Origin of the sequence: Streptomyces sp. NPDC051322, from assembly GCF_040689485.1 — a bacterium.
GTDB lineage: Bacteria > Actinomycetota > Actinomycetes > Streptomycetales > Streptomycetaceae > Streptomyces.
This window is the reverse complement of sequence record NZ_JBFBAK010000005.1, coordinates 40848-55005: the sequence shown is the minus strand read 5'-3', so window position 1 is coordinate 55005 and position 14158 is coordinate 40848. Positions and strand designations below refer to the sequence as shown.

Sequence of the window (14158 nt, the reverse complement as noted above, 5' to 3'; positions counted from 1 at the left end):
CTCCAACCGTGCAGCCGGGCCCGAACCTGCCTATGGCCCTTGGCTGAAGTCACGTGCGGAGTACAAGTCGTCGCTGGCGAACCAGTGGCCTGGACGCCCAGTTCGAGCACGTTGTCGACCACGCCGACGATTAGCTGCCGTTTCGTCGCGGACATGGCAAACCGACCCCACGTTCCTCGTCCGCGGCCCAGACCTTCGAGACTCAGGGTGCGGTCGATCGCCGCCCGCACCGACTCGGCGACCCCGGCCAGATGCACGCCGACCTGGCACAGTCCGACGCCTGCCGCCCGAGCAGGCGGCCTCCACCCAGTTGCGGTCACGCTCCCGAAGCTCGGGGTCCGGGGTTCGAGTGCCGAGCTTCGAGCGCCAGTGGGAGCCCCCGAGCTTCGAGAGCCGGGACACGAGCTTCGAGAGCCGAGCTTCTTCTTTACCGGTAGGTAGGGGGGTTGGGAAAACCTCCCCGCCCGACCCACCGTGGTAACGGTGAGGAAATACGACTAATCCGGACCAACTTGCGGCGCGCGGGCGCGGCTGTTTACGGTGCGAGCAACTAAACGACCCCGACGCGGTGTTACCAGCACCAAGCCGGGGTCTCACCCCAAGATCGAACAGGACGATCTCGTGGCTACCCAAAACTCTAGCGCCGCCTTGCGCGCCCCCGCAGCCTTCCCCGCCCACCCGATGGCAACTGCCGGCTACGGCAAACGCTCGGCCCCCGACCAGACCCCACGCCAGGCCGACGACTTCCTGTTACTGCCCGAGCGGGAGCGGTACATCGCCGCCTTCATCGACCGGCTGCGCGACGGCGCCGCGATGACGATCAAGACCCTCGCCAAGCAACTCCCCCACTACGGACAGCAGGCCGTCAGCACAGCCCTCACCGCACTGTCCGTCGCCGGGCACCTGCGCCGAGTGCGCTGCCTGACCGGGACCGGCGACCAAGTCCGCTGGGCGTTCAGGACCTTCTGGTCACGAACCGCCCGCGACAACGAGTGGTGGACCACCTTCCTCGCCGCCGAGGGCAACTGCGTCGCTGGCAAGGACCCGGAGACCACCGCATCAGCGCCTGACCGGGGCCCGGCAGACGCGCCAGTGAAGGTACGGAGGGCGCCCGCGCCCCCGGCCGCCGCCGCTCGGGCCACACCGCCGGCGCCTGCGCCCACGCCGGTCACACCACAGCAGCCGGAACGGGTCCCGGAACACTCCTCGCCCGCGTACCAGGCGCTGGCCCAGCTCGGCGTCGTAGAGCAGCGGCTGGCCCTTTCGGCCGAAGACTGCGAGGAGTTGGAAGGGCTCGCGATGGAGTGGCTGGCGCGCGGGGTGACGCCCGCGTACATCGTCCAGGTACTGGCTGCCGGACTGCCCGCCAAACCGATCAACTCCCCCCTCGGCTTCGTCCGCCACCGCCTCAGGGAAAAGACACCACCGCACCAGTCAGCCACCCCAACGCCGAACGCGGTCGGCGCTCCGTCCCCTGGCCTGATGGTGGAGTGCACGAAATGCGGCACTCCCGGCCGCCCCGAAGCCCTTCCCGACGGCCTCTGCCGCCCCTGCCGCCGCACACCACCCAGCACCCAAGCGACCACCAACGCCGACACCGGCGCCCAGACGGTGCCCCCACGCGACGTCCACACCCACGTCGAAGCCCTCCGATCCCTGGCACGCAACCTCTGAGAATTTCAATACGAGGATGACTCACGTTATGAGCTTTACGAGTCTCTCGTAGCAAGTGAGGGCCGCAGCGAGGCCAAGGGGGTGGTTGAATACCGACCGCTCGCCCACGGAGCTGTACCACCGCCCCGTGGGTGATCACGTGAGTCACTCAGAGATCAACTGACCATGTAGGACACGGTCCTAGTTGAGGCATCCTGATGGCTTTCTGGGCGGCGTGGCGGTATCTGTTGCGGCCGCACCACGATCCGGACGAGGCTCTATGGACCGCGCTCTGTCAATCAATTGCGGGAGGAGATGACGGAATCGTCACGTGTGTCCGACAGCGCGCTTCACTGTATGCATGCTTAGCCATAGCCGTCGCCATATTGACGAGATTACGTTGAAGTGACCCCGCATCCTCTTTGGCCTTCATGAACGACTCGACGCTAATACTGAGACTCGTCGGCTCAGCAGACGAAGTGCCTGCGGCATTACATTTCACATAAATGGCCGCAACACTCTTCCCGACGATACCCTCGTCTCCCACATGGAACGTTGCCTGAGCATGCCGAGGGCCGATACCTGTATCTCTTTCGATGGACTCACGCCAATCTTCAAGCCGGCCGGTGGGCTGCAGTTTCGCCGAAAGTGTGAGTTTCAATTTCCTATCAGCAACCACTCGACAGTTCGCCGAATACTCGCCAGGATTTACGGCGTACTCGACGGATTGCGATGAAGCCGGAGCACCTCTTGGGATAGAGTCCTCCAACGAGCGCGTTGCACTCGCACTGGGAGGACCGAATAGATTAGAACAACTCTGAACATCGCGTGAAGCTCCGCTCGAACTTCCGTCCTCCGAATTGCCTCGCAGGACGTAGCCAACCCCTCCTCCCACCAGGAGCGCCAAGAGGATCGGCAATGAAATCCTAACAAACTGAGAACGTATCACTGCACTTCCCATGCTCGTTCACTATCAATCGGATGCTGGCAAGACAGCGTAGGACTCACCCTCAAATGCGCGCCCGATATCCCTGTCTGAATCATTGAGTCCGGCTTCGATTGCATGATCTGCGACGTTCCGCAGATCAGTGCGGTTCAGACCTTCTCTCGCGAGAACATGGTCCAGTGTATTTCCTGTTGCCGCTTTCACACTGTCCGCGATCTTTTGCCATTCGGCGCCGGTCTGGAAAATAACTTCATTATGGTTGTCGTGCTTCAGATTGTCGAATATGCCACCGACCACTCCGGAAGCGGAACCCCCTATCTGCCCGCCTGCGAATTCGCCACCCCGGACTCCCTCCAATGGCGAAGTGACGTAACCGACGCCAACTCCAACCAGTTTGTCCGCCCAACCCGCGGCCACCCCCAAGGCCTTGTTGTACTTTTCATCTTTCTCGTCAGAAGTATGCTCCACTTCCCATTCCCGGCCGTGACCGATTATTCCTTGGATCTCTCCAGCGTCCTGCGACAGATACCCCACGAGTTTATTTACACGCTCGGCGTGACTACCACTCTGACCGTCAAGAAACACCTCAGGGTGGTCAAGATGATAGTGCAGCAGGTTGGCGGTGTAGTTGCGCTGCCCCAGGTTAATTGCCGCATATCCGTCTGGGTTCCGCCCAAGCGTGTGCAGAAAGCGAATTACGTCATGTTGGTCGTCAAGACTTGCGGACGCTCCCTCGATGGGGAACATATTTTCCCGGATTTCCGAATCTGTAGTAGAATCAATAATTCGATGAATATCAGGCATATACTCCGCGCTGATACGTCCCAGGTTGTCGGCCATACCTGGCCGTACGAGATCGGGCTCCTTCGATATAGCAACCACAATGTCGTGCATAAGACTGGCTTGTTCCGGCGTGTGAATTGTCGCTGCGGACAGGGGGTCGGACCCGAAGTTGTGCCCTGTTGTCGCGGACTCCAGCGCCTTGCCCAGTGCGTCAAAACCCGGAAAATGTTGCGTCTGATTGGCACGCGGCGCAAACTTGCCGTTATCCTGCGGCCACACGCGCACATTATCGCCCTTGCCGACGAGATAGTTGAAGTGCTCCTTGTCGTGGAAGAATCTTGTCGAGGCAGCATGATTGTTCCCCAGAGCATCGAGGAACCCTGTCATGGGGTCAACACCTTGGTCATTCTGGCCGCCAGCGAAATTGAGATCCTCGTGAAGCATACCGCCCGAGTTCCAAAGGTTTGCGGGAGACGTATGTTTCTCGAAGCCGATCAGCTTGTTGCCGTATTGGTCCAGGAAGCGCGAGTCATAGTTTCCAGTGCGCATGAGGGAACTCATGAGCTGAAATCCGAAAGGACCCGTGGTCTCTTTAGTTGGGTCGGTGATGAACTGCTTGTCACCGTGATCGATGATCTGGCTCTTCCATTCACGCATAGCAGGACTGTTCGAGTATGAAGCCGTGGCAAGAGTCGCACTGAAGTCCTTTTGCAGCTCTTTCAGGAAGGAGGCGACCGTCGCCGGTTGATTACCCTGATGTGCATCATTGATCGCAGCCCAGAATCTTAGGGATCCGTTGCTCCCGAGCCCAGTCGCTACTTTCTCAGCAAAGTACGGATCGCCCTTGTGCATGGAGAACATCAACTGAAGCGTGCTCAGTTCATCACGGTCAAGCTTGGCGCCCTTCTTAGCAAGGGCTAGTGCTTCCCGGGCGTCCTTCTTCGTCTGCGCCATAGTCGTCGAGTCCAGCTTGTTCTCGTCGACCGTAAGCATATGTTTATGACCCGAGTATGGCTCGTCCATCTCGATGGCCATACGACGGCGCCGCTCCAGCATGAGGAGCTGGTCGTCGCTCCACGTGCAGATGTTGAGAACCCCAGTCAAATCCTTGGTTTCGATCGCCAGTCGCTCGAACTTCGACTTCCACCCATGGATTTTGCCACGGAGATCTTCCGTGTCTTTCTTGAGAGACGTGATCGTCCCTTGCAGAGCTTTGGGATCAATGCCCGAGAAGTTGGGCGGAATTCCACCCGATATGTCACGCCTCACTTCATCTTCCCCGTTCGCGGTCGGATTTACATCTGCCGACCCGCAGCTTTGGACGTTCCGGACTGCGAATGTTTAGATTCCCATGTGGCGATGTTTGGCAGCCTGCGGTGATATCTTCTCAGGCTCCTCTCTAATCCTCGCTTCAACCGCGGGTAGGAGGTTGTCAATGAGCGTCCTGAGATGCCTACGCTTACCCTCGATCTCGGCGTGCCATGCTTTCGCGTTCTTGCCTGCCCATGACTTCCTCTCGCCGACATCCTTCGATGCCTTATGAAGCTTCTTCTTGAGATCCTCGACGTGATTCGTCAAATCCTTCTTCAAGGCCTCCAGCTCAACCCTGACGGGATTTCGCACGCCCGTCTGTTCATCCCCCATGTCCCCCGCTTCCGATATCAATGATGCAATTGCGACCCGATATGTGATGCAAGTGGCGGGCCGTCAGCTGCAGTCGGAGTCTTGCCAAAAAGGTTCTCGTTTCAATCAGTTGACATTTTATCAGTTCGGCGCCTCGTCGGGGCGTGATCAGGTTCCGTAGGCGTCCAGGTTGATGGCGATGGCCGGGGTTGGGAGTGCTCGTTCCGGTTCGTCGCGGATGGGTCGGGTGGTTTTGGCGATCTTGTCGGCTCCGAGGGTTTTCAGCGCGCCGATGGCAAGGCGTTACGGAGGGTTGCCATGACGCGTGTGCGGGGCCCGGCGTGGATGTCGGAGGCGTCCTCGGCGAAGGTACCGAGCGGCGGGCGGCGATAGACCAGATGCTGGGCACGCTCGCCGGCCAGACGTCTGCCGCCTACATCCGCCGGTCGTATCAGCGGTTGACGGTCTGGATCTGCTGGACGTTCACGTCCTGTGTCGCCTCGAAGGTGCTGTCCGACAGGTCACCTTGCGCACCGTCTGTCCCCCTTCCACGAGCTCGCCCAGGTCGCTGATGCCTTCGGTACGACTGCCCGCTCGATGTCCGAAGGTGCGTGACACCGCACAGCGGGGGCCGGCCGGCGAAACCCTTGGTGTACGGGGGACCGATACTGCCATCACCGTTGCCCCGGCAGTCACCAGAAGCGGGGGACGTCTCGGCACCCGTTGGTACCGGGCTCCAGACGCAGAGCCACTTGCCCCGCCGCACATATCTGAGCGCCGTCCTCCTGTGCTTCCCACGAGCCGCAGGCATCTTCCGAGTTTGGCGTGGGTGGACGACGGCGAAGTCGATGTCAGCAAGTTGACGCCTTGGCAGCGGAATCGGACAGCCAATGGCTCGCGAATCCCGCGGTCGTAACGCAGTTCGGACATGACCAACTCTGGCTACAGATGCTGGGCAAGAAATAGAGCGGCTGCGCAGTTCAGGCTGTGCGGAGGGGCCTCAAGAACCCTTGTAGTCCCTCTGCACGACCTGCCAGGCAACGAAACCATCGGCATGCGACGGACGGACCTCGAAAGAGAAACCGTCGCCGCCGGCAAAGGCGAACGAACCCGGCCTGCGACCGCAAGCAATGTCGATATCTCCGGACGCCCCGGTACTCTCCGCCGTGAAGTGCATCACCACCGCGCCTGCCCCGACACAGACGACCTCCAGGACATAACGCTTTTCCCAGCGTAGCTTCGTCGTCTTACGACGTATCACACCGTTCTTCGCCAGCGCGCCACCATGCGTGACCGCCTTCCCCTTCGGAAGCGCAGCCTCGGCCTGCTTGCGGAGTTGTGCGTCGCTCAGGGTCGTCGACGGTGACGGGTTAGCGGACGCGGGGTCGCTCGCAGGCGAGGAAGCCCCGCTCCGCGGCTCGGAATCACCGGACGTACAGGCGGAAGTTGCCAGAGCCAGGATGACGGTTGCGCCAAGAGCAAGCGCGGGCATCCGCTGCTTCCGGTTCAGTATGCTGAGCATCGCCGCGGTGACCTTCTTCGTAGACGTCAACATCGGCTGATAATACGGATCGCCGGAACGATCAGAACGGTGGTAGCACAGGCTGCCCCTCCAGCAGGTCCGCGTCGTCAGCCGACCCCGCATCATCAGTACCCGTCCCAGATCGTTTCAGGCCCTGGCGAGGGCCGCTCCCCGGTCGGCACTACTTTGAGCTTGGCGTGGGTAAATGCGGCAGTCAGCGGTCGAGACTGGCGGTTCGTCACCCCGCAGCGGCTCACCGAGGCGCGATCGTAGGCCAGGTACTACTTGGGCAGCTACCAACTGGCGGGGGGAGTTGTTCCTTGTCCCAGAGGACAACACTCGACCTCGGCCAGGACAAAGTTCAGTGAAGGCTACAAGGTGTTCGAGGCGGCAGCTGAAATCCAACGGCCGTCTGCAAGCGCCGAAGGGGAAATAACTTGATCACCTCGACAAAGGCGGCTCGTCTCTCGGCGGCGTTCTGCTCTTTCATCGTCGTCTCGGGTGCAAGTGCATGCACCGCGGCTGACCCTGCTGTGGCCTCTCACAGATCCGCCCAGCCTCCCTCAAGCTCTCCCAGCAAGGGCCAGGCCGAGTGGCTCACAGCTGCGCAAAGGAAGCTTCCCGAAATCCCAGCTGGGGAAAAATTGGTTGCTTCGGGTTCGAAACGAATAGAAGGTACTGGAAGAATTTCCGTCCCTCTGCCCCATCAGGCTGGGATAATAAAATTCGAAGTTGCGTGCGCAGGGAACGGGAGCTTCGATGTTATGCGCACCACCAGGAAGCCACACTCCGGCGACATTCCAACTGTTGAGTGTGCCGGAAAAGCGCAGGGTCTTACCTACCAGGGCGACGATCTCCAAGAGCTCACCCTCCAGGCTTACGAGAAATCGTCCGCAGTTGCTTCATGGAGGTTCGTCCAGGAATCGCGTTGACGACTCGTGCCCTGCCGGAACCCTCCGGCAGGGCACGAGGGACACGTGGAGTTTTGGTGGCGCAACTGGCGCTCCGACGACGGCGCACGGGCCGCCCGCCTGACCACACCCGGCGCAAGGAAGGCCCGCTACCGCCACCGGCGAACACCCGAACGCGGCCGACGCCTCCGCCCGAGGCATAGCCAAATGAGCTAGCCGGCCCGAAGTGCGTACTGAGGAAGCCCGGTCGTGTCTAGGTCCCCGCCGAGATCACCGGGCAAGGGCACCGGCTCGCCGTACTTGCCGTGGACGACGCCCTTGTACTCGTCCTTCGACGGGCGGGTGAACAGCGACCATGTCCCGGTACGCGGGTCGATCTGCAGCAACCGCGCAACGCCAGCTGCCGCGTACCAAGCGGTCTTCTCGTTGATGCCCTTCAGCCGTTCGTTGGGCGAGATGACCTCCACAGCCAGTTCCACGGCGTCCGCATCCAGCAGCCAGTCATCGGCATCCTTGAACGTGCGGGGGCCGACGGTCAGATCCGGGGTCGAGTAGTCGTCGGGGTCATCCGGCATCGGTACCGACACGTTCTCGAAGGCCTCCTGCGCAGCGTCCAGACCGGGACGGATAGCATCCCGCAGGTAGATGACGATCCCGGCATGCTTGCCGCTCGGGCTCGGGGACATCACGAGAGTCCCCCCGATGATTTCGACGCGCATGCCGGTGGCCTGCTCGATACTTTCGGCGGCCTCACGCAGACGCCCCCGGCGGACAGGAATGGGGTGGTGTGCCTGGCCTGCCAAGGTATCTCCTCCTCGCCCGCGAGCTCATACGGCGTTCCTCACTTTAGAGCAGTCATCGGGTAGCAGCGCGGTTCCCTGGACACCAGTCGGTGCACAGGCCGGCGAGGTCATGAGAGCGGGTGGGCACGTTCCGACCGTCGCAGGCTTGCAGCGAAACCTGGAGCCGTCGCACCCACCTGCCGGAAGCCTAAGCGGCAGCGGCGGGGGAGAGACGGTGTTCGAGGAATGACTGCACAAAAGGCTCATGCCCCGCCGGAAAATTCCGGCGGGGCATGAGCCACACATGGGGTGGTGGAGATGGCGGGAATCGAACCCGCGTCCAACGGTGCAGAACCAGGGCTTCTCCGAGCGCAGTTCGCTGTGATTTTCTCGGCCCCGGAGATCTCGCGAACAAGTCTCCGACAGGCCCAGTCACTGTTTGGTTTCCCATCGATCCCCGTGACCGGGACCGATGGTTTAGTTCCCTAGCTTATGCCAGGATCCGGGTCGGGAACTTCCCCGGGCTGACACCCATTTTGGGTCCTTCAGTCGCTGTTATTAGGCAGCGAGGGCGAAGGACTGGGAATCGCGCTTAGAGTTGGCGATTATTGTTTGCGACATATGGTTTACGAGATCATTGCCGCTTCCTCGGCTCGCTTCACCTGCTTCGACAGCCGCTGTCGAAACCGATCATCCCCATGTTGATTTTTCAAACAGTCTCACTGCGCAAGCAGTGCCACTGCTCAAACGGTGATGCCGCGCCCCGTGGGGTGCAGAGCCATCGTACGTGAACAACGACGGACCGTGCCAGCGTATTCCCCCACCGCCGGCCGGGTGTCCGTCCAGCGTCAGGCACGCTGCTTCCTGCGCACCGCGGAGATCGCCCGGTCCGTCTCGCGCCGGTCCTGCTTCTCGCGGAGGGTCTGCCGCTTGTCGTACTCCTTCTTGCCCTTGGCCAGCGCGATCTCGACCTTCGCGCGGCCGTCCTTGAAGTAGAGCGCCAGCGGCACGATCGTGTGACCGGACTCCTGGGTCTTGGACTCCAGCTTGTCGATCTCGATGCGGTGCATCAGCAGCTTCCGCTTCCGGCGGGCACTGTGGTTGGTCCAGGTGCCCTGGGTGTACTCGGGGATGTGCACGTTGTGCAGCCACGCCTCGTGGTTGTCGATCTGCACGAAGCCGTCCACCAGGGAGGCCCGGCCCATCCGCAGCGACTTCACCTCGGTGCCGGTCAGCACCAGCCCGCACTCGTAGGTGTCGAGGATGAGGTAGTCGTGCCGCGCCTTCTTGTGCTGGGCGACCATTTTGCGCCCTGTTTCCTTAGCCATAGTGCGACCATTTTCGCACTACGACCCTCCCCCGAGGCCACTCAATACTGTCTCGGCTCTCGCCTCGGCCCGATCACCCGCCGTCACGTCCGGTGTGATGCCGTGGCGGTCGACGCTGCGGCCCGCCGGAGTGCGGTAGTGACCGACGGTGAGCTCTGCCACCGAGCCGCCCGGCAGCGGGCTGGGCATCTGGACCGATCCCTTGCCGAAGGTGCGGGAGCCGACCGTCACGGCGCGGCCGCGGTCCTGGAGAGCGCCGGTCAGCAGCTCGGCTGCGCTCATGGTGCCGCCGTCGATCAGGACCACCAGCGGCCGGCCGGTGTCACCGCCGGGCTTGGCGTAGACGGCTCGCTGGGTGCCGTGCACGTCGTAGGTGGCGACCAGGCCGCCGTTGAGCAGGGCGGAGGCGGCGGCCGTGGCCTCGGAGACCAGACCTCCGCTGTTGCCGCGGAGGTCGAGAAGGATGCCGCCGCCGGCCGGGGCGGTCCGGACGGCGCGGTCGACCTGTGCGCCGGAGCCCCGGGAGAAGGCCGTGACCTTGACCAGCGTGGCCTTGCCGGACAGTTTGCGGACCGTGACCGCGTCGGTGGCGAGGCGGACTCTGCGCAGGGTCCTGGTCCAGCCCTGGTGGCCGCGCTGCACCCCGACGGCCACCGCCGTGCCGGCTGCCGACGCGTCGTCGCCGCCGCGGAGCTGCGCGACGACAGCGGTCACCGGGCTGGTGCCGACCTGGCGGCCGTCGATCGTACGGAGCCGGTCACCGGCGCGGAGGCCGGCCAGCGCGGCCGGGCCGCCGGGCTGGACCTTGGCCACCTCGATATGTCCGTCCCGGCTGCGTCTGACCCAGAGGCCCACGCCGGTGTACTCGCCGTCGAGCGCGTCCTCGAACTCCTTGTACTCGGAGCGGTCGTAGACCGCGCCCCAGCGGTCCCCGCTGCGGCTGACGACCTCCTCGGCCGCCTTCGTACCGGACTTGCCGTCGGCCTCGGCTTCGGATGCCGCCCTGGCCAACTCTGCGCGGTCGACGGTCGACGCCACGTCACGGGTGTGGGACGGCCGCGGCACCCTCGCGTCGCTCTCCGGCCAGGAGTTGGTGGCGGCCGCGGTGGCCAGGACGCTGACAAAGACCAGTGTCAGGACGGCCCCACGGCGAACGCTGCGGGGCGATGAACAGAAGTCCGGTCCTGACATGGCGCCCACTGTAGAACAACCCCCGTGCGGTGCATGACTGGTTGGCCGTTCACCGCGCGGGGGGAGTTTCACACCTTCAGGTACTTGCGCAATGCGAAAAGCGCGGCAAGTGCAGGCATCAGCAGCCCGATTGCCAGCACCAGGGGCAGCTTGGAGAGGACCGCGTCCCAGCCGATGAAGTCGATGAGATTCAGCTTTTCGTGCAGCGCGAGTCCGTGGTCGATCAGGAAGTAGCGGCCCACCAGCAGCATTCCGCAGGCGACCAGGCCGCCGAGCAGACCGGCGAACGCGGCCTCCATGATGAACGGCATCTGGATATAGAAACTCGACGCGCCCACCAGGCGCATGATCCCGGTCTCGCGTCTGCGGCTGAACGCCGACACACGGACGGTATTGACGATCAGCATCAGCGCGATGACGAGCATCAGCGCCATCACGCAGAGTGCGGCCACATTCATGCCGTTGAGCAGAGCGAAGAGGTTCTCCAGGATGCCGCGCTGGTCCTGGACGGTCATCACACCGTCCCGGCCGGCGAACGCGGTCGCGATCACCTTGTACTTGGTCGGGTCCTTGAGCTTGACGCGGAACGACGACTGGAGTTGGTCCGGAGTGATGGAGCCCGTCATCGGGGACCCCTTGAACTCCTGCTGGTAGTGCTTGTACGCCTCGTCGCTCGACTCGTAGGTCACCTTCTGGACGAGGTCGGTCATCTTGTTCAGATCGGTTTCGATCGACTTCTTCTGCTCGTCGGTGACGGCGCCCTTGGCACACTTGGGGGTGGACGTCGCATCCCCCTTGGAACAAAGGAAGATCGAGACGTTGACCTTGTCGTACCAGTAGCCCTTCATCGTGTTCACCTGGTCGCGCATGAGCAGCGAGCCGCCGAACAGGGCGAGGGACAGGGCGACGGAGACGATGACCGCGAAAGTCATCGTGAGATTGCGGCGGAGACCCACGCCGATCTCCGACAGGACGAACTGGGCGCGCATGGCGTCCTTTCAGTGCTGGTAGCCGTAGACGCCACGCGACTGGTCGCGCACGAGACGGCCCTTCTCGAGTTCAATGACGCGCTTGCGCATCTGGTCGACGATCTGCTGGTCGTGGGTGGCCATCACCACGGTGGTTCCGGTGCGGTTGATCCGGTCCAGCAGCTTCATGATGCCGACGGAGGTCTGGGGGTCGAGGTTGCCGGTCGGCTCGTCCGCGATCAGCAGCATCGGGCGGTTGACGAAGGCCCGGGCGATCGCCACGCGCTGCTGCTCACCACCGGAGAGCTCACCGGGCATCCGGTCCTCCTTGCCGCCGAGGCCGACGAGATCGAGGACCTGGGGAACGGCCTTGCGGATTTCACCGCGCGGCTTGCCGATGACTTCCTGCGCGAACGCCACGTTCTCCGCGACGGTCTTGTTGGGAAGCAGCCGGAAGTCCTGGAAGACCGTGCCGAGCTGGCGGCGCATCTGCGGCACCTTCCAGTTCGACAGACGCGCGAGGTCCTTGCCGAGGACGTGCACCATGCCGTGGCTGGTGCGCTCCTCGCGGAGCACCAGCCGCAGAAAAGTCGACTTACCGGAACCGGAGGAACCGACCAGGAAGACGAACTCCCCCTTCTCGATCTCGAGGGAGACGTCCCGAAGGGCGGGACGGTTCTGCTTGGGGTAGGTCTTGGAGACGTTGTCGAATCGGATCACGAGTGCACCACGTCGGCCGGGAATAGGTGTGCGTGACCTTACGCGAACCGGCTGTGCGCCCGCAGGCAGCGTCCGTGGATGCGTGATATGTCCAGGTTATCGACGGGGCATTTGCGGGTTTTCTCCGGGTGCCATGAGGGTAGAGAGCGCTCGTCATTCGGCCGGACGCGCCGAAAGGCGCAAAAGCTGGCACAGTGGTAGGGGGAACAAGGGGAACAGTTCCGTTTCCCTGTGCGTTGGGCGGAGAGTAAGCGTGTGAGCGGCTCCGCCGCGCGGGAGGAGGAGTGCGCATGACCTACGACCGACTGGTGTGTGCGAACTGTGCATCCCCCGTCAGCGAGGGCCGCTGCCGAGTGTGCCGGGCCAGCAGGGAGCGCCTGCAGCAGCAGGAGGGGTTCCTGGGCGGCCTCAGTCCGGTGGCCCTGATCGCCCTGCTGATCCTGCTGGTGGCGGCGTTGGCACTGGTGGCGCATCAGACCGTCTGACGTTCGCCGCGTCGCGTGTGACCTGAGAGAGGGCCCGGGTTCCGATCGGAACCCGGGCCCTCTCTCAGGTATGCGCTGAACGCTTAGGCGATGTTGCCACCGCGGCCGGCGAGACGCGGCAGCATACGGAAGCCGATGCCACCGGCGATCATCGTCGCGGCACCGAGGATGAGGAAGGTGGTCTCTCCCGCACCGGTCTCGGCCAGCTCCTGCTTGGCCTTGCCCTGCTCCACCGGCTGCGAGCCGAGGTTGTCGGGCGCGGTGCCGGTGTTGTCTGTGCCGGTGCCGCTGGTCGAACCGCCGTTGGTCGTGTCACCAGACGCGCCCTGGTCCCCGCCGCCGTTGGTGCCGGAGCTGGAACCCTGCGAGTCGCTACCCTGCGACGTACCGGTGGACGTGCCCGTCGATGTTCCGGTGGACGTGCCCTCCGACGTACCGGTCGAGGTGCCCGTCGATGTTCCGGTGGACGTACCGGTCGAGGTGCCCTCCGACGTACCGGTGGACGTACCGGTCGAGGTGCCCTCCGACGTACCGGTCGAGGTACCCGTCGAGGTGCCCTCCGACGTACCGGTCGAGGTGCCCTCCGACGTACCGGTGGACGTACCGGTCGAGGTGCCCTCCGACGTACCGGTCGAGGTACCCGTCGATGTTCCGGTCGAGGTACCCGTCGAGGTACCAGTGGACGTACCGGTCGAAGTGCCCTCCGACGTACCGGTGGACGTACCGGTCGAAGTGCCCTCCGACGTACCCGTCGATGTTCCGGTGGACGTGCCCTCCGACGTACCCGTTGAGGTACCCGTGGACGTACCGCTGTCGACGCCGCCGATCGGGTTGGTGCCGCCGTCCTCGTCCGCCGTCTGAATGGACACCCCGGCAACGCCGGGAACGTTGACAGCGATACCGGCGGCCTGGGCCGCCCCCGCGGCGGTCAGCGAGGCGCCCGCGGCGATCACTGCGCCGGCGGCTATGCGCGCTACGCGAATCCGCGTCTTTTTGGTCATCTGGCTGCTACCCCCAGTAGCTCATCGTTAATGGTGCAGCGCACGGGGCAGGCGGGCCGTAAGGGGTGTGTGTCGCGCCCCCCGATCACACGCGCCCCAGAAATACGCATGCCGCGTGTCACCCTTCCCAGTTTTAAAGACCGCGTCAAGGACGTTGCGGGCGCGATGCCCGGCTTGCGGCGACTTGCCCGGCGTACGGGAATACGACTGTGACGGAAAAGAAGAACTGCCGTCCACAGGACGGC

At 63.4% G+C, this 14158-nt stretch carries 12 protein-coding genes and 1 other RNA gene; 3 read left to right on the top strand and 10 right to left on the bottom strand.

All coding sequences use genetic code 11. The features are described from left to right. Positions 1-621: 621 nt before the first annotated feature. Complete coding sequence (locus tag AB0436_RS13550; protein WP_366468008.1) at positions 622-1674, top strand: MarR family transcriptional regulator; 1053 nt, start codon at positions 622-624, stop codon at positions 1672-1674. 952 nt (positions 1675-2626) lie between these two features. Here the strand turns inward: AB0436_RS13550 and AB0436_RS13545 are convergent. The 9 genes from AB0436_RS13545 to ftsE form a co-directional block, all read right to left on the bottom strand. Then, the gene (locus tag AB0436_RS13545) at positions 2627-4651 is read right to left on the bottom strand and encodes a hypothetical protein (RefSeq protein ID WP_366468007.1); all 2025 of its coding nucleotides are present in this window, start codon (positions 4649-4651) and stop codon (positions 2627-2629) included. A gap of 72 nt (positions 4652-4723) precedes the next feature. After that, entirely contained in the window at positions 4724-5026 is a 303-nt protein-coding gene (locus AB0436_RS13540; protein WP_366468005.1) for a hypothetical protein, read from the bottom strand. Positions 5027-6005: 979 nt separating this feature from the next. Next, positions 6006-6560, bottom strand: a complete 555-nt coding sequence (locus AB0436_RS13535) for a hypothetical protein (RefSeq protein ID WP_366468004.1) — start codon at positions 6558-6560, stop codon at positions 6006-6008. A gap of 1090 nt (positions 6561-7650) precedes the next feature. Continuing rightward, complete coding sequence (locus tag AB0436_RS13530; protein WP_366468003.1) at positions 7651-8241, bottom strand: Uma2 family endonuclease; 591 nt, start codon at positions 8239-8241, stop codon at positions 7651-7653. Positions 8242-8530: 289 nt separating this feature from the next. Beyond that, positions 8531-8918, bottom strand: a transfer-messenger RNA (tmRNA) gene (gene ssrA, locus AB0436_RS13525). A 150-nt stretch (positions 8919-9068) separates the two neighbouring features. Then, positions 9069-9548, bottom strand: a complete 480-nt coding sequence (gene smpB / locus AB0436_RS13520; RefSeq protein WP_365850889.1) for an SsrA-binding protein SmpB — start codon at positions 9546-9548, stop codon at positions 9069-9071. Between the two features lie 18 nt (positions 9549-9566). Next, a complete protein-coding gene (locus AB0436_RS13515) occupies positions 9567-10739 on the bottom strand; it encodes a S41 family peptidase (protein WP_366468002.1) in 1173 nt (390 codons plus the stop codon). A gap of 68 nt (positions 10740-10807) precedes the next feature. Continuing rightward, positions 10808-11728 (bottom strand): permease-like cell division protein FtsX, encoded by a 921-nt coding sequence (gene ftsX / locus AB0436_RS13510; RefSeq protein ID WP_366468001.1) that lies wholly within the window; start codon positions 11726-11728, stop codon positions 10808-10810. A gap of 9 nt (positions 11729-11737) precedes the next feature. Beyond that, a complete protein-coding gene (gene ftsE / locus AB0436_RS13505) occupies positions 11738-12427 on the bottom strand; it encodes a cell division ATP-binding protein FtsE (RefSeq protein WP_164266073.1) in 690 nt (229 codons plus the stop codon). Positions 12428-12717: 290 nt separating this feature from the next. On the opposite strand from ftsE, the gene AB0436_RS13500 reads away from it, so the two are divergent. After that, a complete protein-coding gene (locus tag AB0436_RS13500) occupies positions 12718-12912 on the top strand; it encodes a hypothetical protein (protein WP_366468000.1) in 195 nt (64 codons plus the stop codon). A gap of 83 nt (positions 12913-12995) precedes the next feature. Here the strand turns inward: AB0436_RS13500 and AB0436_RS13495 are convergent, their stop codons facing one another. Continuing rightward, the gene (locus AB0436_RS13495) at positions 12996-13145 is read right to left on the bottom strand and encodes an LPXTG cell wall anchor domain-containing protein (RefSeq protein WP_366467999.1); all 150 of its coding nucleotides are present in this window, start codon (positions 13143-13145) and stop codon (positions 12996-12998) included. Between the two features lie 157 nt (positions 13146-13302). Between AB0436_RS13495 and AB0436_RS13490 the strand changes: the two genes are divergently transcribed. Continuing rightward, positions 13303-13773, top strand: coding sequence for a hypothetical protein (locus AB0436_RS13490; protein WP_366467998.1), 471 nt, complete (start codon positions 13303-13305; stop codon positions 13771-13773). Positions 13774-14158: the final 385 nt, after the last annotated feature.